The organism is Mesorhizobium tianshanense (assembly GCF_007830515.1).
GTDB classification, from domain to species: domain Bacteria; phylum Pseudomonadota; class Alphaproteobacteria; order Rhizobiales; family Rhizobiaceae; genus Mesorhizobium; species Mesorhizobium tianshanense.
The window spans coordinates 1-19151 of the sequence record NZ_VLKT01000060.1 but is presented as its reverse complement, the minus strand read 5'-3'; the positions used below and the strand labels follow the sequence as shown (position 1 = coordinate 19151).

General features: G+C 59.9%; 23 protein-coding genes and 3 pseudogenes. 13 read left to right on the top strand and 13 right to left on the bottom strand.

Annotated features, from left to right (window positions below):
• Positions 1 to 57 precede the first annotated feature (57 nt).
• Positions 58 to 876 carry an AraC family transcriptional regulator gene (locus tag IQ26_RS32245; protein WP_145722418.1) on the bottom strand — a complete coding sequence of 273 codons (819 nt, stop codon included), beginning with the start codon at positions 874 to 876 and terminating at the stop codon, positions 58 to 60.
• A gap of 108 nt (positions 877 to 984) precedes the next feature.
• Between IQ26_RS32245 and IQ26_RS32240 the strand changes: the two genes are divergently transcribed.
• Together IQ26_RS32240 and IQ26_RS39290 are read left to right on the top strand one after the other, a co-directional pair.
• Positions 985 to 2157 (top strand): amidohydrolase, encoded by a 1173-nt coding sequence (locus IQ26_RS32240; RefSeq protein ID WP_145722417.1) that lies wholly within the window; start codon positions 985 to 987, stop codon positions 2155 to 2157.
• A gap of 163 nt (positions 2158 to 2320) precedes the next feature.
• Positions 2321 to 2818, top strand: coding sequence for a hypothetical protein (locus tag IQ26_RS39290; protein WP_156090964.1), 498 nt, complete (start codon positions 2321 to 2323; stop codon positions 2816 to 2818).
• On the opposite strand, the gene IQ26_RS32230 is transcribed toward IQ26_RS39290, so the two are convergent.
• The gene (locus tag IQ26_RS32230) at positions 2808 to 3107 is read right to left on the bottom strand and encodes a DUF1236 domain-containing protein (protein ID WP_145722415.1); all 300 of its coding nucleotides are present in this window, start codon (positions 3105 to 3107) and stop codon (positions 2808 to 2810) included. The two genes, IQ26_RS39290 and IQ26_RS32230, sit on opposite strands and share 11 nt — an antisense overlap.
• Before the next feature lie 399 nt (positions 3108 to 3506).
• Between IQ26_RS32230 and IQ26_RS32225 the strand changes: the two genes are divergently transcribed.
• Entirely contained in the window at positions 3507 to 4916 is a 1410-nt protein-coding gene (locus IQ26_RS32225; protein WP_145722439.1) for a sensor histidine kinase, read from the top strand.
• Positions 4916 to 5590, top strand: coding sequence for a LuxR C-terminal-related transcriptional regulator (locus tag IQ26_RS32220; RefSeq protein ID WP_145722414.1), 675 nt, complete (start codon positions 4916 to 4918; stop codon positions 5588 to 5590). Before IQ26_RS32225 ends, IQ26_RS32220 begins: the two co-directional genes overlap by 1 nt.
• 54 nt (positions 5591 to 5644) lie before the next feature.
• Here the strand turns inward: IQ26_RS32220 and IQ26_RS32215 are convergent, their stop codons facing one another.
• Entirely contained in the window at positions 5645 to 6199 is a 555-nt protein-coding gene (locus tag IQ26_RS32215) for a hypothetical protein (RefSeq protein ID WP_145722413.1), read from the bottom strand.
• A 540-nt stretch (positions 6200 to 6739) separates the two neighbouring features.
• The gene (locus IQ26_RS32210) at positions 6740 to 7534 is read right to left on the bottom strand and encodes a DUF1236 domain-containing protein (RefSeq protein ID WP_145722438.1); all 795 of its coding nucleotides are present in this window, start codon (positions 7532 to 7534) and stop codon (positions 6740 to 6742) included.
• Between the two features lie 236 nt (positions 7535 to 7770).
• Here IQ26_RS32210 and IQ26_RS32205 point away from each other — a divergent pair, with 236 nt between their 5' ends.
• Positions 7771 to 8073: a DUF982 domain-containing protein gene (locus IQ26_RS32205; protein WP_145722412.1), complete on the top strand. Its 303-nt coding sequence runs from the start codon at positions 7771 to 7773 to the stop codon at positions 8071 to 8073.
• Between the two features lie 206 nt (positions 8074 to 8279).
• Here IQ26_RS32205 and IQ26_RS32200 read toward each other — a convergent pair.
• Both IQ26_RS32200 and IQ26_RS32195 read right to left on the bottom strand, forming a co-directional pair.
• Positions 8280 to 8432, bottom strand: a pseudogene (locus IQ26_RS32200) (transposase); the annotation flags it as partial.
• A 3-nt stretch (positions 8433 to 8435) separates the two neighbouring features.
• Positions 8436 to 9095 (bottom strand): glutathione S-transferase family protein, encoded by a 660-nt coding sequence (locus tag IQ26_RS32195; RefSeq protein WP_145722411.1) that lies wholly within the window; start codon positions 9093 to 9095, stop codon positions 8436 to 8438.
• Positions 9096 to 9177: 82 nt separating this feature from the next.
• On the opposite strand from IQ26_RS32195, the gene IQ26_RS39285 reads away from it, so the two are divergent.
• The gene (locus IQ26_RS39285; RefSeq protein WP_156090963.1) at positions 9178 to 9342 is read left to right on the top strand and encodes a hypothetical protein; all 165 of its coding nucleotides are present in this window, start codon (positions 9178 to 9180) and stop codon (positions 9340 to 9342) included.
• 44 nt (positions 9343 to 9386) lie between these two features.
• Here the strand turns inward: IQ26_RS39285 and IQ26_RS32190 are convergent, their stop codons facing one another.
• Positions 9387 to 9641 (bottom strand): DUF982 domain-containing protein, encoded by a 255-nt coding sequence (locus IQ26_RS32190; RefSeq protein ID WP_145722410.1) that lies wholly within the window; start codon positions 9639 to 9641, stop codon positions 9387 to 9389.
• An 843-nt stretch (positions 9642 to 10484) separates the two neighbouring features.
• On the opposite strand from IQ26_RS32190, the gene IQ26_RS32180 reads away from it, so the two are divergent.
• From IQ26_RS32180 to IQ26_RS32160, 6 genes and pseudogenes are all read left to right on the top strand, one after another.
• Positions 10485 to 10994 carry a hypothetical protein gene (locus IQ26_RS32180; protein WP_145722408.1) on the top strand — a complete coding sequence of 170 codons (510 nt, stop codon included), beginning with the start codon at positions 10485 to 10487 and terminating at the stop codon, positions 10992 to 10994.
• 196 nt (positions 10995 to 11190) lie between these two features.
• Complete coding sequence (locus IQ26_RS32175; protein ID WP_145722407.1) at positions 11191 to 12228, top strand: Gfo/Idh/MocA family protein; 1038 nt, start codon at positions 11191 to 11193, stop codon at positions 12226 to 12228.
• A 122-nt stretch (positions 12229 to 12350) separates the two neighbouring features.
• Positions 12351 to 12488, top strand: a pseudogene (locus tag IQ26_RS41675) (periplasmic nitrate reductase, NapE protein); the annotation flags it as partial.
• Between the two features lies 1 nt (position 12489).
• Positions 12490 to 13230, top strand: coding sequence for a NapC/NirT family cytochrome c (locus IQ26_RS32170; protein ID WP_276316452.1), 741 nt, complete (start codon positions 12490 to 12492; stop codon positions 13228 to 13230).
• A gap of 377 nt (positions 13231 to 13607) precedes the next feature.
• Positions 13608 to 13919 (top strand): annotated as a pseudogene (locus IQ26_RS32165) (IS630 family transposase); the annotation flags it as partial.
• A 47-nt stretch (positions 13920 to 13966) separates the two neighbouring features.
• Positions 13967 to 14413 carry a pyridoxamine 5'-phosphate oxidase family protein gene (locus tag IQ26_RS32160; RefSeq protein WP_145722405.1) on the top strand — a complete coding sequence of 149 codons (447 nt, stop codon included), beginning with the start codon at positions 13967 to 13969 and terminating at the stop codon, positions 14411 to 14413.
• A 167-nt stretch (positions 14414 to 14580) separates the two neighbouring features.
• On the opposite strand, the gene IQ26_RS32155 is transcribed toward IQ26_RS32160, so the two are convergent.
• The 5 genes from IQ26_RS32155 to IQ26_RS32135 form a co-directional block, all read right to left on the bottom strand.
• A complete protein-coding gene (locus tag IQ26_RS32155; RefSeq protein ID WP_145722404.1) occupies positions 14581 to 14979 on the bottom strand; it encodes a c-type cytochrome in 399 nt (132 codons plus the stop codon).
• Positions 14980 to 15278: 299 nt separating this feature from the next.
• On the bottom strand, positions 15279 to 15974 hold the full coding sequence (locus tag IQ26_RS32150) for a phosphoribosyltransferase (protein ID WP_145722403.1): 696 nt from the start codon (positions 15972 to 15974) through the stop codon (positions 15279 to 15281).
• A gap of 3 nt (positions 15975 to 15977) precedes the next feature.
• A complete protein-coding gene (locus IQ26_RS32145; RefSeq protein ID WP_145722402.1) occupies positions 15978 to 16406 on the bottom strand; it encodes a DUF2267 domain-containing protein in 429 nt (142 codons plus the stop codon).
• Between the two features lie 365 nt (positions 16407 to 16771).
• Entirely contained in the window at positions 16772 to 17329 is a 558-nt protein-coding gene (locus IQ26_RS32140; protein ID WP_240547335.1) for a Spy/CpxP family protein refolding chaperone, read from the bottom strand.
• 144 nt (positions 17330 to 17473) lie between these two features.
• Positions 17474 to 18259 (bottom strand): Crp/Fnr family transcriptional regulator, encoded by a 786-nt coding sequence (locus IQ26_RS32135; RefSeq protein WP_145722401.1) that lies wholly within the window; start codon positions 18257 to 18259, stop codon positions 17474 to 17476.
• 204 nt (positions 18260 to 18463) lie between these two features.
• Here IQ26_RS32135 and IQ26_RS32130 point away from each other — a divergent pair, with 204 nt between their 5' ends.
• On the top strand, positions 18464 to 18706 hold the full coding sequence (locus tag IQ26_RS32130) for a hypothetical protein (protein WP_145722400.1): 243 nt from the start codon (positions 18464 to 18466) through the stop codon (positions 18704 to 18706).
• Between the two features lie 154 nt (positions 18707 to 18860).
• Here the strand turns inward: IQ26_RS32130 and IQ26_RS32125 are convergent.
• Positions 18861 to 19151: Hsp20/alpha crystallin family protein (locus IQ26_RS32125; protein WP_145713805.1), on the bottom strand; the 291-nt coding region annotated here is incomplete at its 5' end.

Sequence of the window (19151 nt, the reverse complement as noted above, 5' to 3'; positions counted from 1 at the left end):
TAACCGCAGGCGGGCATCTCGCCGTGGCCTGAGAACAGCGCTTACGTCCGAGAGCGCTTAGCCGCCTCTCCTGAACATGCCAGGCGTCATGCCGCGCGTAGCCCGGAAGGTGCGGGAAAGATGGCTCTGGTCGGCAAAACCTGCCGCGATTGCGGCGTCGGCGAGGCCGAGCCCCTGTTCGATCAGGAAGCTGGCGCGACGCAATCTCCGGTCGCGGATATAGGCTGCGGGCGTCAGGCCAATCGCCCTCTTGAAATCCCGGATGACCTGGAAGCGGGTGACGCGCGCGGCGTCGGCAAGCCGCTGCAGGTCGAGCTGCGAGCCAAGTCCGCTTTCAACAAGGTGTTCGTAGAGCGAAAACCTCTGCCGTGATCCGGAGCTTTCGACCTCCTCGGCCTGCCGGCTCCAATCGCCATGCCGAACGATGAGGCGCCTCAATGCGACCAGAAGCGACGCCTCGGCTTTCGTCGCATCCCTGGACGTCGAGCCTTCATGGGCTGCCGCCAACGCGGCCGCGAGGTCGCTGTCTTGGATGATCGCGCGTGAGAAGACCGGAGCGCGGTCCTGGCCCAGTTCACGGCCGACCGCCGTCATCAGCGGCACCGAGGGATAAAACGTGCGGTAGGCCCAGCCTTCGTCCGCGCCTTGTTCCCCGTCATGCCACTCCTCGGGATTGACGACGGCAACGGTGCCTGCCGGAGCGACAACCGTTTGGCGGCCGATGCGGATGCGTTCGCAGCCAGCCGTAATCAGCGCGATCACATAAGTTGGATGAGTATGCAGCTCGTAACGATGCTGCGTGAAGCGCGCCTTGAACAGGCCAAGGTCAGGAAAGCAGGGATGGCGCCAGTATGTCCTGGTCTCTGTCGCGTGCACGTCTTTTCATCCCTGCTGCGGTCAATCTGGTTCAAGACGCCTCTTGTGCGACTTTGTAATCCTGATCCCGGATCAAATCGCCCTTCACCGGCGCGGAAGGAGAGCATCATGCTGCATACTGACCCCATCGCCGCCTTGACGCCAGAGGTCATAGCCTGGCGGTACCATATCCATTCCAATCCCGAACTCGGATTCGATGAGAACGACACGGCACGTTTCGTTTCTGAGAAACTGCGGGCCTTCGGCTTCGACGAGGTTCATGAGGGGATCGGCGGCACCGGGGTTGTCGGCGTCCTGCGCAGCGGCACGGGCACACGCGCCATCGGTCTTCGCGCCGAACTGGACGCGCTTCCGGTGGTGGAGAAGACCGGCTTGTCTTATGCATCCCGAAACGAGGGGGTGATGCACGCTTGCGGTCACGACGGCCACACAGCCATGCTGCTCGGCGCCGCCAGGCTGCTCAGCCAATCCCGTGCCTTTGACGGCATCGTCAACTTCATTTTCCAGCCAGCCGAGGAAAACGAAGGCGGCAGCATGCGCATGATCGAGGACGGCGTGTTCAAACGCTTCCCGGTCGAGGCTATGTATGCCGTCCACAACTGGCCGGGCGTCAAGCTCGGCACGATCGCCATTCGCGTTGGAGCGCAGATGGCGGCCGTCGACAATTTCGAGCTGTCCTTCGAGGGTCTTGGCGCGCACGCCGCCATGCCGCAGCTCGGCGACGACCCGATCCTGGCCGCGGGGGCCTTTGTCCAGGCTGTTCAGCGCATCGTCAGCCGCTCGGTCGATCCGCAAACCGCGCTGGTCGTCAGCCTTACGCAGATCCATGGCGGCAATGTCGGCAACATCGTGCCCGGCAAGGTCTGGCTGCAGGGCACCTGCCGCTTTTTCGAGCCCGGTCATTCCGATCACTGCCAGACGCTGATCGGTGAGATCGCCCGGGGCGTCGCCGCGGCCCATGCGCTCAAGGCCACGCTCGATTACAAGAAGGGCTATCCGCCGCTCATCAACACGGCTGACGCCACGGCTCGCGCCGTCGAGGCGGCCGCCGCCACCGTTGGGAGGGAGAACGTTTCGACCGAGTTCAGCCCCAGCCTCGGCTGCGAGGATTTCGCCTTCATGATCCGCGAGGCAGGCGGCTGCTATGCGTGGATCGGCGCCGGCGATGTCGGCCCAGGCGAGGGGCTGCACGGCGATCGCTACGTCTTCAATGACGAGATCGTGCCGACCGTGTTGCGCTACTACGTCAATCTGGTCGAGCAGACGCTTCCCGCCTCGTGAACCGTCAGTTCCAGAGGGAAGACTGATGGTTCAGCGAGACGTGCCGAGGTGAATGCGCTTGGTGGCCACAGGCTGGGAATGCAAGCTTCGCTTGTCAAACGCCGGTCTCGCGTGCGCCAACCCAGCGTATATCTCATCCGGCCGTGGCCACGAGCTGCGTTACGTGAACGGGACGTTCGAGCACTGCCTGCGCGATGCCGGCCTGCTTTTCATCGACGTGCACCATCACAAAAATGACGCCTTGTGCAACGTTTGGTTCATCCGGCTTTTTGGCAGAATCGGCGGATGCCCGGAGAAGCCTACCGGCAAAGCCGCCGCAGGCCGCGCCGACAAGGACCATGCCAGCCGCCGCTCCGACAGGATCAATGCCGGTGGCTCCAAAAGCGCCCAGGCCGATCAACAGACCAGCCGCCGCGCCAAAGGCGGTACCGCCCGGACCGCGCAAGGCAGCGCGGATTTCGTCATCGTAAGGTCCGATGACGCTGATCTGTTCGTGAGAAATTCCTGCCGCCTGAAGCGCGGCAATGGCGCGCCCCGCCTGGTCGTGGGAATCGAAAAGCTTGCTGATTGTTCGCATTTGACGGCCCATAGCACAGACGTCGCCCGCCGCTCATTTCGAAGCGGCGGGCTTCTCCTCCCTCCCGTTCGGGTCACTGAATGATTTTGACGATCCTGCGTGTGCCTGGATCAACGATGACGGTCCGATCGTCGACGACGACGTAGCGGTATTCGACGTCGGGGACCTCATGAAGCTCGACCGTGTCGGGCAGCGTTGAGCCGATATTGAGCTCCACCCCAGGGATATTCACCGATGCGAGCGGCTGCTTTTCCACATATTCCCTGATGACGGTCTCCTGTTCAGGCGCGATGATCACGTCCTGAGCGGCAGCGGCGCCGACACCTGCCAGCAGCAAAACCCCCGCGGCCGCAATGGAAAGACGCATTCTCATAATTGCCTCCTGTTATGTGATCTCACTTGGCATCATCTTCGCGCCAGACCCACTCAAACATGAGATCGCTGCAAACGTTCCTTGGCTGGGCTTCGGTCCCATCCGAGATGCCTTGCCGTTGGACTTAGGTCTGATCTGCTGCACGCAATGGGTCCGGATATCGCGATGGGCGATCAGGCGTTGCACCATCATCCATGCCGATAGGCCGAAGCATCGGAGCTGGCGTGTGATGGCCTGCTGCCTCGCTCAACATGAGCGGTGGAATTTTCGCAAAAAACCGCCGGGTGCGGTTTCCGTCCCCGTCCCTAAGCCCTAAGTTCCCTAGCGATTGATCGGTGCAGACCAAAAATGGCGTCGCTTGGCGTCGCTCAACAACAAATTGGCCGGTTCGCTGTGAATATGGCGCCATACAGAGCGACAAGACTGATCGATCGATGGAATGCCCTGTCGCTGGCCACTCAGTTTCTGCTCGCGGGCGGGCTGTTCTCGCTGTCGGCGATGATCGTGGTGGGAATTTCCGTGACAAGCCAGATAGAAGCCGCGGTCACCCGGAATTCGGCTTCCACCACCGCTCTTTACGTTGACAGCGTTATCGCGCCGCTGCTCCCCGAAATGCGCAGGAGTGAAGTGCTGGAGGAGAGTGTTGCTCATGCGCTGGATGAAACGCTGGGACAAGGCGCACTCGGCACAAGGCTCCAATCCTTCAAGCTCTGGCGCAGCGACGGAACCATCCTCTATTCAACCGACAAAAAATTGACCGGGAAGCGCTTTCCACCCAGCGACAACCTTCGGACTGCGTTCGCAGGTCGCATGGTCTCGGAGTTCAACAAGCTCGATGACCCGGAGAGCCAGGCTGAGAGAGACAGTGGTTTGCATCTTCTTGAAATCTATAATCCGGTGCTTCAGCCGTGGTCGGGCGAAGTCGTGGCTGTTCTGGAATTCGACGAGATCGCCACCGAATTTGAAAAGAACCTCCAGCAGGCACTCGTTCGAACCTGGTCCGATGTCGCTGCCGTCACCGCGATTTTCTTCCTCGGGCTTTCGGCGATCGTTTTTCGTGGCAGCCGCACGATTCGTTCCCAGAGCCGCTCATTGAAGCAGCGCATTGCCGAACTTTCCGATCTTCTTGCTCAAAACAGAATGTTGAGGTTGCGGGTGCAGCGCGCTTCGCAACGCGCCACGGCGCTTAACGAACGTTACCTCAGGCGCATCGGTGCGGACCTGCACGATGGGCCGGCGCAACTGGTTGCCCTCGCTGCGCTAGGGATCGACAGCCCCGTGCTTGCCGATGCTGCCACGCCGGCTGCGGCGCGCGCACGGGAATTGCGGGCCGTCAAAGCCAATTTGGACGACGCCATGCGCGAAATCAGGAACATCAGCAAGGGCCTTGTGCTGCCGCATGTCGAGAATGCAGAGTTGACGGAAATCCTTGGGCTTGCCGTGCGAGCGCACGAAGAGCGGACCGGCGTCAAAGTAATGCTGTCCATGACCGGGGGGCATACACCCTTGTCACCGGCGGCCAAGATCTGCATCTTTCGCTTTATCCAGGAGGCGCTGAACAACGGCTTCCGCCACGCCGGGGGTGCCGGTCAAGCGGTCGCGAAACATTTCGACGGGGAGCGCGTTTGTATCGAGGTTTCAGACACTGGCCAAGGTTTCGACCCAAAGATCGTTCATCCTGAAAGGCTCGGGCTTGTCGGATTGCGTGAGCGGGTAGAAAGCCTCGGCGGCCAATTTGCCGTAACGTCTTCACAGAATGGCACAGTGGTGAAAATGGTTCTCAACATAGCTGAAATGGGACAGGCATGATGCCAGCGGCCATAAAGCTCGCCGTCATCGACGACCATCCGCTGTTCAGGGAAGGCGTCGTGCGCACTCTCGACCAGATCGGCGGATTCGAGATCGTTGCCCAAGGCAGCAGCAGGGATGACGCCTTGCGGATATCGGAAGACCAGCAGCTCGATATCCTTCTGATGGACATCTCGGTGCCTGGAGGGGGGCTGAGCGCGATCGAACCGGCACTGCAGCGGAACCCGGATCTGAAAATCGTGATGCTGACCGTCTCGGAGGAAAATCAGGACGTCGTGACCGCCTTGCAAAGCGGGGCAAGAGGCTATGTCCTGAAGGGTGTCGGGTCGAGAACACTGGCCGCCATATTGCGCACGGTGGCGTTGGGCGAACGGTATGTTTGCCCGCAATTGTCGGCGCGTGTGCTGGTCGACTTGTCCAGCCAGTCAACCGCGACCGCGAAAGTCGACGTGCTGGCCGAACTCACCAGTCGTGAAAGAGAGATCTTGACCCTCGTTGCCGCGGGATTGAGCAACAAGCGGATCGGTCTCCAGCTGAACCTGCACGAGAAAACCATAAAGCATCACATGACGCGCATTCTCGCCAAGCTCAATGTGAGCAACCGGACCGAAGCCGCGATGACATTGCGCGACGCGACCGAGCGTCAGCATTCGCCTGTCCGCCATCCTGCGTAAAGTACGGCAGCCTTGCGGTGCGCCAGATGGCTTGCGGCTTGTGAAAGCTTGCCATCACTCGATCATGTCGAGCAGTCTTGACCGGTCGGAGCGCGTCGCCACGCGCCGAATGATGGTGCGGCCCTTGGCATCGCGCATTTCATAGTGGCCGTCGTCGATGCGCTCGCTGAGCCCGTTGGAATGCACCACGCCAAGGCTCGATCCGCGCACCTCGATCCGGTCTCCCGTGGTCGTGTTGATATACAGTTTTGGTTTGCTCTTGGGATTTACCGCGGTGACCGGACTTTGGGGGGGATTGTCTTCCGATGATTTTGCTTTGTCCTTGCTCGCGTTACCGGCGGAGTTCGGATCCCCGGCGTTTCCAGAGCTCCCGGCGGTTCCAGAATTCCCAGAATTCCCAGCGTTTCCGGAGTTCCCAGAGTTCCCAGAGTTTCCCTGACCGCCATCCTTTGCCCAGGCGGCCTGCGAGCCGAGCGTCAGTGACAATCCGTGGTGTGCTACACGGTAGGGGCACACGGTGAGAATGAAGGTCAGTGCTGTAAGGCAGATGGCGACGCGAAGCCCTGGTTGCCGTATGGCCGGTGCCGTCAATAAGCTTGCCAACAGCATGTTAGAATATCCTCTAACCGTTACCGCGCGTTGCATTCTGCCTGCTGTTTCGAATTCGTCCGAGCCATCCTTTGTGCTCAGCACCGACACGCTTCCTTCACCATCAGGCGGTGTCAAGACCCACCAGTCTCATGGGGGAGAAACCGGTGGGCCTAGCTGGCGCAGGAAGGGACTAATTACTGCGCAAGTGTGTAGCTTCAACGATCAGGCCCACCGCAACGACGCCTGCAGGCGCGCGGTTCCTGAAAGCGCCTCCACTTAGGCTTTTGCGACAGCCCTTCCGGACCAAAGCACAGCCTGCGCCAGCCCATGGTCTGTCAACGGACAGACTGAAGTCCTATCTCAGTCCTTGAGTATGAAGGGCACCATCGAGGGGCGATCCAACACGCAGAAGCCCCGCCAGCTTGAACGGCGGGGTGCACCGGCGACGTAAATGGCCGTCGCCGTCCGATGAGTGGAGACTTGCCCTTCAACTTCAATCGATGAATGTTGAAGGGCCCGCCCTGGATGCGGCGGGCCCCTTTAAGCCGAACAAAGGCGTTAGGTCAGAATGAGCACGATCTCGAGCGAATCCGGGTCGACGACAACGATTCGGCCATCAGCCAACACGAAATACATGTAGGATTCGTAGGCTGGGACAATCTTGACGATTCGCGGTGGCAGACGATACAGCCTGACCTTGTCGCGCGGGACCTCGACGCCCACGGAGATGTCAAAATCGATGCTCGCGACCGGTTCGACCTTCTCTTCCTTCAGGATCTGAGTGATTTCCGTTTTCTGTTCAACGGTCACATTTTCGATCGAGCCGGTCGAAGTCTCGTCCTGTTGCTCAGTAGAGGTCTTGCCCTGAGTTTGCTGCTCGGTTTCGGCGCCGGCCTCGCCTTGGGTCTGCTGCTCGGTCTGGACCTTGGCCTTGTCCTGCGCCTGCTGCTCGGTTTCGGCGCCGGCCTTGCCTTCGGCCTGCTCCTGGGTGCGGACCTTCGCCTTGTCCTGTGCCTGCTGCTCGGTTTCGGCGCCGGCTTTGCCTTCGGCCTGATCCTCGGGCTTGATCTTCATCTCTTCCTCGGCCTGCTGGTCGGTGGTTGCGCCGGCCTTGCCCTGGGCTTGCTCATCGGTCTTGAGCTTCGCCTTGCCTTGAGCCTGCTCCTCGGTTGCAGTGCCGGCTTCGCCCTGGGCCTGTCCGCCCATCTTCGAACCGTCCGGGCAATCAGCCGTGCCGGGTGCGCAGCTGGTGCCGGCGCCCGATTGGCTTTCGGCCGGCTGCTGTTCCTGAGCGAGCGCTGCTCCACAGCCAACGCCGATGGCCAGCATACTGGTAATCAGAACTTTTCTCACGAGACATCTCCTTCGAAAAAGTGTGTGTCCCTTCACGGGGAAAACCACCGCTGGAAAATTTTGTTCCAAGCGAATTGACCCTGTGGAAGCGGTCGGAGCTTGGTGGAACGAGCAGTCCTCCGCATTTCGAATTGATCTCTTGACGGCAAAAAACGCTCTTCACATATTTCCCGCAGCCGTCGCTCACGGCTCTCTCATGGAAGCTCAAACACTCGTTCAGTTGAATGGAGGTTCTAATGAACGACAGGACTTTCGACCGACCTGTTTTCGTCAAGACGGGAGAGGTTAGGGTAGAGGAAATCGGATGCTTGGCTGATGCTTTCAGATTCCTGCAAGAATGGCCGAAGAATCGCCGAGGGCCAATCTTTGATACGGCGTTGCGAGCTTGCCAGCGCGCCTACGATGGTCAAGTTCCCATGTCGGTTGCACGTGACGCTTTCGCCGGCTTCGCGAGATCGGCCAAAATCCTCGATGACATCTCTGCAGCTATGCCCTGGATGACCGCGCCGAAAACCGGTCACGGTGGCGTGTCGGCGTAACCGATGCGAAAGATGGCCGGCGCCACAGGGGCGGGGGAAGGTGGGGTTGCCTAGGTTGGCGCCGGCCAGCGGCGTTAGGATTCGCCACGACGAAAGAGTAGCAAAATTCGCCGGATTGATTATGGCGTGATCGCGGAAGTTCGCCTGGCCTGCCCATAGCAGGCGCATCTCGACTCCTTATGACGTAGGACGATGGCCCGCCGATTGCGGTGGTTTGTCCGTGTGCGCGGGCCATAGCGCTCGGGTAGGTCGCGCCAAGGCGCACCAGATCGCAGCACCCAGAAGATGCCGTTCAGCACATGCCGATCATCAACACGCGGCACACCTGTTGGCTTGTTGGGTAGCAGCGGCTCGATCACGCGTCATTCAATGTTTAAGCTGGTTGATGGAGCGTTGATCGCAAATTGCGCGGCGAAAGCCCGGATATAAGCGGGCCGAGCTTCCCCGCGAGCTACATAGGCAGCCAAGTTTTGATATTCGTCCAAAATGCCTGACATTCTTAGTCGCAGCAGCACTGATACCATCAATAGATCGCCCGCGCTGAACGCATCATCGAGCCAGTCGGTGACGCCTAAGTGAGCCGAGAGTCTGTCCAGTCGAGCGCGAACACGGTCCTTTACCAACGGCAGGCGCTCCTCGTTCCAAGACTTGTCACCTTCGAATATTTTTGCCGTCGTCAATTCGAGGATCGGCGGCTCGACGGTGTTAAGTGCGGCAAACATCCACGTGATCGCGCGCGCGCGGGCATCGCGATCCTTCGGCAGCAGGCCCGCATGCTGCTCAGCAAGATGAAAGACGATCGAGCCGGTCTCGAACAGCGAGAGGGAACCTTCCTCATAGGTGGGGATCTGGCCGAAGGGATGGATGGCCAGATGGTCAGGCGCCTTCATCTCTGCGAAGGAAACAAGACGAACCTCATAAGGCTGCCCCACTTCTTCGAGCGCCCAACGAACGCGCGTATCGCGCGCCAGTCCCTTGCCACCATCGGGCGAACGTTCAAATGCTGTGATAGTGATTGTCATCGCATCCGTTTTCTTGCTTGGGCGAATTTCTTTGGCTTCCTATCGTGACGACGAATGAGCCTCCCGGAAATCGACATCGGTCTTGAACTATTTTCATTTGCTGGGCGCAGATCGCGAATGTCCGCTTCCGATCGCGGTTGCCGGCGGTGAAACCACGGCGATCGTCGCGGACATTCCGATCGGTCTGGCGCTGATCGTGCTTAGCCTGCCGCGCGGCACCCGCAGCGACCAACATTATGGCGGTTAGGATCGACCGATTGTCTGAACAGGGCCCGACCTGACGGCGCCGGTCTAGATTTGTTCGCCGAGCAGGATCCTCGCATCCTTGGCTGCGACGATGAACGCTTGGCGCGCGACCCTTGGCGGCTTCTCGCCGCGGATAACAGCAAGGCAGGCTTCGATCGCGGCGAGCCGCGTCTCCGAGGCTGGCGCCGGCCAGTCCTTCAGCAGCACATTAGCCGCGTCGGACACCGACAAAACAACCCGGTCGCGATCGACCCGGCCAGGTTGAACGACTATCGGCTTTCTAAAACGTCTCGTACGCACGACACTCTCCAAAGCAACGATACGTTAGCTGCGTCTGATCTTTTTCGCCACCCCAAATATTAATTGCCGTCGCACTTGCCACTGCGCTGTGCAAGGTGACGCCACGAAGGTGATCTCCCAGCCACATTGTCGGCTGGATTTGGCTATCAGGTGCCAGCCAAGGAGCAGACCGACGCTGTGCTTCAAGGAGGCCAGGCAGTTTTATGAAATCACCGATTGCAACAGCGGGATGCTTGGCTCTGTTCGTGTCGGCATGTACCTCATCCGATGAACAACAACAGAGTATATCTAGCACGCCAGTGAAATCGGCGGAGCCGCGGGTCGTGATCGAGGCCGACCCTGCGCCGTTCACGTATTGGGCGCCGGAGGGGTCCACGATACGCAACCATCCGCGAAATCCCGCGATTTGGGTCGCGCAAGTTGCTGGCCAGCCGGAGCGATACTACTGCGGAGATCGGTGCCAGGCGTCCCGTTACCAGCATCTTCTCGGACGACCGCTCACTGAAATGCCGGATCCGCCGAAGAAGGCTATCTGCCGCACCCACTGCTCGACATGCGCCCGCACCTCCGATCTCGGCTGGGCTCGGATGAACATCAGCTAGGACACTCGGACAATTGTCGAAATTGCCTGCGGGTGACCGATGATCTTAACCTGCCCATCGTTGCGCTGGGTTGCGGAAGATAGGCTAAGGCCATGAACTGCACGAGCGTCGCGCCGTCTTCGGCATAGATGTCGAGGAGCGGCGGCGAGACCGAGGCAAGCTGGAGCCGTTGCTTGCCGGGCGGGATGGAACATCTGCCGAGAATTGCCGTTGATATGCTCATCAGGCGAAAGGGCTGCATATGTCAAAACTTCAGGCGGCAACTCCAGAGCAGTTGCAGCGGTTAAAGGTCGAGGCGTCGGCATACTTTGGCCCGAAAATGCTCAACGAAGCATTATTGCGCCTTTGCCAGGCTTGCGGAAGCGATAGCCTTGACCAGTTCGAGAAAGCAATGGTCGACCGGATCGAGGCAATGCACGATGACGGTAGAGCCAACTTCGAAGCACTGAAGGAGTTTGCCATCGAACAGCTTTATGCCTGTGTTCGAGAGGTCAAGTCTTCACCGAAGATGAAACAGCCTCTTAAGGAAACAAAGGCCCGAAGGACACCTGGTCGGTCGGAAGAGCCGGAAATCTTGGAAGACCAGTTGCAGGCCGGCCTTGAGGGTTCCTTCCCGGCGAGCGACCCACCCGCCGTGGTGTCCACAGCGATATCCGGCGGATCGAAAAAGCTGGTCGGGACTGACGAAGTCCTGAAAAAGCAGCGAGAGGAGGCGGCGGCTAAGAAAAACAGCCGGTCATCTTCGGGGTAGGGGAAGATCGCCTCATTCGCTCTGGCCTATCGCCTGAGGCGTCGGCTGGCTTTCCTTGCTGTAGGGGTCTTTCGTCGGCGCTCGCCATGCCGGCAATCGCCGGCCGTGCGTTCACGCAAGACAAGTTCGTCTTCAAGATCGCCCGCACCGAGGGTATCGGCACGCCTTGCCGTATCGAAACAAGGATCATCCTCCCGTGAAGAAGACGCGCATCGCAATCGTGGGCCTTGGCATGGCGGTGACGCCGCATGCCCGCGGCTTGATGGACCTGTCGGACAGGGTCGAGGTGATCCACGCCTTCGCTCCGAGCGAGGCTCGGAGACGTGCTTTCGGCGAGAAGTTCCCGTTCCCGCTCTGCGACAGTCTGGATACCATCCTGAATGACGGCAGCGTCGAGGCGGTCGCCGTCTTCACGCCCGCCAACACGCATCGCGATATTGCGATCCGCTGCACCGGGGCGGGCAAGCACGTGCTGATGGAAAAGCCGCTCGACATCACGACCGCCCGCGCCGAAGCACTCGTCGCCGCCTGCCGTAAGGCCGGCGTCAAGCTCGGCGTCGTCCTGCAGCACCGCTTCCGGCCGGCGGGTGTGAAGCTGGCCGAGATTCTCGCGTCCGGCGAACTCGGCGCGATTGTCGGCTGCTCCACGGTGATCCGCCTTTGGCGGCCGCAGAGCTACTACGACGAGCCGGGGCGGGGCTCGTTCGCGCGGGACGGCGGCGGCGTGCTGATCTCGCAAGGCATCCACACGCTCGACCTGATGCTGAGTCTGGCGGGACCGATCGCCGAGGTGAGGGGATTCGCGGCGACCACGCCCGTTCACAGCATGGAGACAGAGGACATGGTCTGCGCCGCGGCGCGCTTCGCCAATGGCGCCTTCGGCACAATCGACGCGACGACGGCCGCCTATCCCGGCTTTCCCGAGGAGATTGTGCTTACCTGCACGAAAGGCACGGCCCTGCTGCGCGGCACCGAACTGCTGGTACAGTTTCAAAACGGCCGAAAGATCGCGATCGAGCCGGACCGCTCGGCCGGAGGTACCGGGGCCGATCCGATGGCCTTTCCACACGACCACCACCGTGCCGTGATGGCCGATTTCGTCGAGGCGATCCGCGCCGGCCGCGAGCCGAAGGTGACCGGCGAGGAGGCGCTCAAGGTGCATCGGCTGATTGATGCGCTGGTCGAGGCCGGTAGGTCGAGCGGGTCTATCCGCGTTGCCGGGGCGGAAGCATGAGCCGCCCGTTGCGTTTGGCAGCAGCACGCGGAGGTTGAAAATAATGTTCCGTCCGCTATCGTTCATCAAGACGCATCATTTTTGAGGTAGTGCGTTCCGTCCAAGGCCCATGAGGAGGTCAGGACGCAGGACAGCCATCGGTCACGGCAGCGCCGCCTGGAGCAGCAAGACGGCGGGAACTGCTGACTTTTCTTGTGCTCGCCTTCGGCATCTGGCCCGTTGGCGTCGAGCTCGGCGTCGGCCATGCGGGGGACGAATAGGGTGTGGTCCCGGCTCAAGGCCGCAGCCCTCTGGGCATGGCGTATCCTGTCGACGCCCGCCGCTACGCTGAGTCTGGGGTTCCTCACGCTTGGCGGCTTCATCGGCGGAGTGATCTTCTGGGGCGCGTTCAATACGGCGCTTGAGCTGACCAACACGGAGCAGTTCTGCATCTCCTGTCATGAGATGGAGGCGAACGTCTACGAAGAGCTGACCCGCACGGTGCATTTCTCGAACCGTTCGGGCGTGCGCGCCTCATGTCCCGACTGCCACGTTCCCCACGGGTGGACGGATAAGATCGCCAGGAAAATGCAGGCTTCCAAGGAGGTTTGGGGAAAGATTTTCGGCACCATCAACACGCGTCGCAAGTTCCTCGACCATCGGCTGGATCTGGCGCACCATGAGTGGGCCCGGCTGAAGGCGAACGACAGCTTGGAATGCCGTAACTGCCATTCCTCCGTCGCCCTGGATCTCTCCAGGCAGACGGAACGCGCCGCGGCGATCCACACGCGCTATCTCCTTCCCGGGAAGGCGACCTGCATCGACTGCCACAAGGGCATTGCGCACGAGCTTCCAAGCATGGAGGGCGTGGACCCTGGCTGGAAGGTTGCGCCGGAACTGCAGGGAGATGTCCTGCCGCAGGCCTCGGCGATCGACGCACTCGAACGGTTCAGCGAAGCCAATACATTCGCGTCAAGTTACGATCCGCACGCCTTCGATGCGAAAGGTGAGGCCGCCGACTGAGCCGTGTGCGCCTTCCGCCAAGGCCGAAGGGCGTCTGCGGGCGCGCGCTTTGGTCCGTTCCCGGCGAGCTTTCTTGCGCCTATCGGCGCCGAAAGCGCTTGTCTGTCGACGCCAGGAGGGCCGAAGCCGGTCGTAAGGTAGGGAGGTGTCGTACCCTGGCGCGCAGCATTGCGCCCTGACGTTGGGAAGGCGTTGGCTTTTCGGGCTGAACGAAACTGCGAACTTTGTGCTGCCGGTTCCCCTCAATACTACGCCAGAGCCCTCTGTCAGGATGCGGACGCGTGATCGCCACCGGACTGAGCGGATTCGGCTTGCCGGTGGTCCAAAGTCGACATTGAGGGAACGGGCCGTCTCGCTGGCTCTTGAAAAGGGTGAAGCCTACCGGCAAGGCCGTCCACGTCGTCCTCGACAACTACGCCGCTCACAACCACCCCAAGGTGCGCGCCTGGCTCGACCGCAATCAGCGCTTCACTTTCCACTTCACGACCTCGTGCGCGTGGCTCACGCAATTGAGGGCTTCTTCGCAAAACTATCGAAGCGTCGTCTCAAGCGAGGCGCCTTCCACACCGTCGTCGACCTCCAAGCGCAAATCAACCGCTACCTCGCCGAGCACAACCACCAACCCAAACCCTTCGCTTGGACCGCCGACCCGGACAAGATCCATTGCTGCCGTCAAACGAGGGCACTAAGTGTTAGATTCCATCCACTAGGCTGCTAATCCTGCGGGAGATGGACGATGTGGATACGCACCCTGAGCACGAACGAATGCACCGAGCTGCTGGCTGGGCACCATGTGGCCCGTCTGGCCTGTGCCAGGAACGGGCGCCCATATGTGGTCCCGATCTATTACGCTTACGCGGAGAACGCACTCTATGCCTTCTCCATTCCAGGCAAGAAGATCGATTGGATGCGGGCCAATCCGCTTGTGTCGGTGCTCGTCGAAAGTCCGTTGCAAAGACGACAGTGGAAGAGCGTGATCGCGGACGGACGCTATGAAGAGCTGCCCGAGAGGATCGGGCACAAACGCCAGCGGGATCATGCATGGTCGTTGCTGAACAAGCATACGGATTGGTGGGAACCGGGCGCCCTGAAGCCGGCGACGCCTCCCTTGGCCGACGATGCCCGGCACATATTCTTCCGGATAGTTATCGAAGAGCTTTCGGGGCGCGAAGCGAAGGAGTAAAGGGCGCACGGTCAAAGTCACATAAGGCGTCATTGCTGACGCAATTGCCCCCATTGCGGAAATGTTGGAAGCCCCGATAACGCGGGATCAATACAGCCTCGTAACCGAACCGACGACATACGCGAGCGATGACTTGGCCCCGAAATGACTGGCCAGCGAAAACTGTTCTAATGCTGCAGCGTCTCGATGTAACCGGCCAGGTTGTGGATGCGTTCCGTCGTGACGATCTCGCCGCCACTGGGGCCATAGACCTTTGCGTCCTCTTCGAGGAACTGGCGACCCCACACCGGCATCTCGCGATCGCCATGGCTTGGTAAGCTATAGCGACCGTCGATAGTCGCGAAGACCCTCGAATAGGGAAACGCGCCGCCGTTCCGTTCGGAAAGACGCGTCAGGTCGGCCGGACGCTTCAACAGCACATCGCCCAAGGGCCCATCGCCCTTGCCGTAGAGACCGTGGCAGACCGCACAGGAGTTCAGGTACTCCGCCTCGCCATAACTCATTTCCTGCGCTGTAGACGCCTGGCAGGCCAAAGTTGCAAGAGCTACCGCGATGCTGAGTTTCATCTGCGTTTCCCCAATTGGTGGCTAAGCCTACAGCATCAGCATGTGGACACGTTGATCCGGATCAATTCGCATGCGGGGGCGGTCTTTGATTCAATGCAACAAACGCCCGAGCCATCTCGCCATTATTATCATTACAATTGGCTCAAAATTCAGGAGCAGCCACCATGGCTTTTCAGGACGATACTTACCATTACTGGGCCTGATCTGGGCGATGGCGATCTCAAGCTCGCCGCTGGGAGACGTACTCCTGAATGTTGCCAAACCTATCACCCTAAGTCAGGTTCTTCCATTGATACGCATCATGCCACTCGAGGCTTGGTCGTCTCGCGTCGAACCGCTCGCTGATCTGCGGCGCGCTCATGCGCGGCATCTTTCAGAGCGTCCGTCACTTCGCCATCGGTAAGCTGGGGGAAGCTGAGGTAGTGGTGACCGAGAGCATGGAAATGCGCCGGTTGACTGAGGCACACGATCCAATCCGTTTCCTGAGCGAGTTCAGCCAATGTGTCCGGCGGCGCTACCGGGATCGCTACGACGATGTCGCGAGGCGACCGCCGTTTAAGGGCACGGATCGCAACCTTCATCGTCGTCCCGGTCGCGACACCGTCATCGACTATGATTGCCGTCTTGCCAGCGATCGACAAGGGTGGATGCTTTCCGCGATAGGCAAGCCGGCGCCGTTCCAGCTCGGGGCGCTCTTTCGCGATCAAGACGCGAAGCGCGTCATCATCGAGGGAATAAGCTTCGACGATCTCCCGATTCAGCACGACGTCCGGAGGGTCGCCGTCCACGATCGCGGCGACGGCCAGTTCGGGATTTCCCGGTGCGCCCACCTTGCGGACGATAATCAGGTCGAGCGGAGCCTTCAGGGCTTTGGCCACTTCGGCGGCGACAGGAACGCCGCCCCGCGGCAAGGCGAGAACGACGGGCTGGTGTAGGCGGAGTTTCTCCAACTCAATGCCAAGTTTTCGCCCGGCCTCCTGACGATCGCGAAACATCGGTCAATCCGCAGGCCAGAGATGGCGGAGCGACTTCTTCATCGAGTTCCGGACCTGGACGATTTCGCCATGCGATATGTGGCGGTCGAGGAGTTTGAAAACCGCTTTGATCGCCCTGTCGATATCGACGTCAAGTTCGTACCCGAAGCTGTTCCTGACGCAAATGATGAAGTCGCTCTTTTTTCGCTCCCACACGGGTTCGTCCGACGGTTTCCAACCTTCGAAATATATACCTCTGATGAGCGTCGGCAGCTGAGCTGAAAGGTCGGCCATTTCCTCCGGCGACAACCAGTCTCGCAATGTGTGCAGAACGGATTTCAGGAACCGGTATGCGCTTTGTTCGCTCCAGCCCAAGTCCTGGGCGAGTTCGTTCACCCATTGCTCCGCCTGCTCGGCTGCATGGGTAAAGCCGGTAACGGAAGAGTGGGTCATGCGGATCACTCCTTCAAATCTATCTTGCCATTCTGGCGAACGGGGAGATATTCGCATTGAGCCTGATCAATTTATCTGGCGGCGCCATGAAGGCGGCTGCCGTCAGTCATTCGATCACGGCGGTCTCCTAGTCATGACAGCCCGCCTTTTTTGGATCTGCAAAAAGCCGGCGCGAGGTTCGTAGGAACGAACTGCGCGAGGTCTCAAAAGCCAGTCTTGTTGCTCTTGATTGTCAGGATCATCGAGCGATCGACCTCCTCTTCCCTGATCCATCATGGTACTGAGCCCGCTGCCCACTCCCTCCGGCAGCGGGCTTTCTTTTTGTCGGCCTCAAAGGCGACCGTCAACAGGGACGCGAATGGAGGCTATCTGAACATCATACCAGGACCGAAGCTGCCCCCGCGACCCATGCCCATGCCCATCATCGGCAGGACGATCTCGTCGGCGACTTTCTTCTGCTCATCGCTCAGGGTTGCATACAGTTTTTCGACCGCCGCCTTGACAGTCTTCACCTGTTCCAGCCGGGCCTCGAGATGAGTCTGCTGGTAGGCGAGCCGCTCGGGCAGGGGTTTCTTCAGGAAGTCGCCATCGTGGAATTCCTTGATCATGCCACGCATCAACTCGTTGTGTGCCTCGGCTGTGCTGCGGACGACGGCAGCTAGCTCGTCCCAGGACGGCGCCTGTTCGTCGGTGATCTTCAGTTCTGTTTTCAAGAAGGCAAGGCGTCCGTCAATACGATCGAGCATCTCGTCTGAATCGTAGCCGCCCATCGGCCCGCCCATGCCCGATTGACCCATCATCATTCGGCCCATGCCCCATCGGGGCCACCAACCGGCATCGTCATCTTCAGCACCGGCCACAGCAGGCATTACTGCAACCGCCAGCATCATTCCCGCTGCCAAAGCACTGCGCCAAGTAAACATCGATCATCTCCATTCCGATTATTGCATCATGCTTTTCAGGGATCACATGATCGCGGTGGCGGCATTGACCTGCGTCAACGGGCGTCAGGGAAGGTTCGGAATGATGGTTCAGGTGGATTCTTCGAAATCTATCGGTCTTGTGAATCAGCCGACAGCCATGTGTGGTTCATCGGCAAGGCACCTATGGCCAATCGAAAGTTCTTCCCGACCAGAGCAGCGCACGAGCCGTTTCTCGTCAAGAATGCCGAAATGCTGGGGGCTGTGGATCTCGATGATGCCGCGGCGGCTCATATCCTGGATTACCCGACTGATCGTTTCGACCGTGGTCCCGAGATAGGCGGCCATGTCGTGGCGACTGATTGGCACGTGAACCGATAGTCTTCTTTTTCGCGATGGCATGTCAGGCTCAATGACGGTTGTGCGCCGGTGAAGGATCAGGAAAAAACTTGCAACGCGTTCCGGGATCGTCTGGCTGCCAAGCAGCAACATCCAGTCGCGCGCGGCATCCAATTCACGCAGCACTGCGAGAAACATCTGATGTTCAAGTTCAGGGGAACGAGACAGCAGCCGTTCGAAGGCATGCCGCTCGAAGCAGCAAAGCGTGACATCCGTTGCGGCCTCGACCGCCACCCCGGATGTGCGCTCGAAGACACGGCCGAAGAAGTCAGCCGGCAGCAGTAGACCGACGATCTGCTGCCGGCCGTCAGCCATTGTCCTCTGGACACGCAAAATGCCCGACATCACAATACCAAGGAACACGGAGTCTTCGGCCTCGGCCAGGATGGTGTTGCCCGCCTCGAAGGTCCGCACGCGCGAAATCCTTGAAATTTCCTTTTGCAAGACAGGTTTGACCGCATTGCAAATCGATTTGCGACGCACCTCACAACGGTCGCACGCCGAGAGAATTCTGACAGGAGGCAAGGCCTTCATGCATCCGCTCCATTTCCGGATTACGCGATAATTTTCGCTCGATCCGTCTGGCTCTGATTGTCTTTTCTGTCAGCATCAACTCGAGCGTTCTTTGCCCTGAATCAAAGAACGGCCGAAAACAGGGGGACTCGAAAAAGATCGGGACGGCGAGAGGCCCCAGGGTGTATGGTTTGGCAATGTTCTGTCCAGACGTTGAGGCGTGTCGTGGATCGGCTAATTGCGCGTGCAAATATAGCCCATTTCCAGGATCTGCTTGCCAGGGAGGCTGATCCGAAACGGCGGCGCGTCATCGAAGACCTGTTAGCCTTGGAGCAGAAAAAGCTCAAAATCGCGAACCGTCGGGCACGCAAGCAGTCCCGCCAAGCTTCCAATCCGAACGAGGCGGCCACCCGCTTGTACCGGCCAGAAAAGACAGCGAGCAATGATGCAGTTCGCAGCAAGGCTTAACACAAGGCAGCCTGGACACTGCCTACAGCGAGTTGGTTCAATCCTGAGCAGTTCCGGTTTCGGCGAATGCTCGTGAAACCTCGCCCGGGTTTGCTAGCTCCGAAATCGTCAGCGCGCCGAACAGGTGCGCTGACGTGGAATGGCGACCGTCACGCTACGCGGCCTTGACCGTGATCTTTTTCTCGGCCTTCTGGGCTTCGGCGGTCTTCGGCAGTTTCACCGTCAGCACACCCTTGGCGAAACTCGCGTCGATCTTGTCGGCGTCGACCCCTTCGGGCAGCTGGAACGAACGCTGGAAGGAGCCGTAACGGCGTTCGGACAGATAATAATCCTTGTCCTTCTCTTCCTTCTCTTCCGTCTTCTCGCCCTTGATCGTCAGCGTCCGGTTGGCGAGTTTGATCTCGACATTCTTTTCGTCGATGCCGGGCAGTTCGGCCGTGATCTC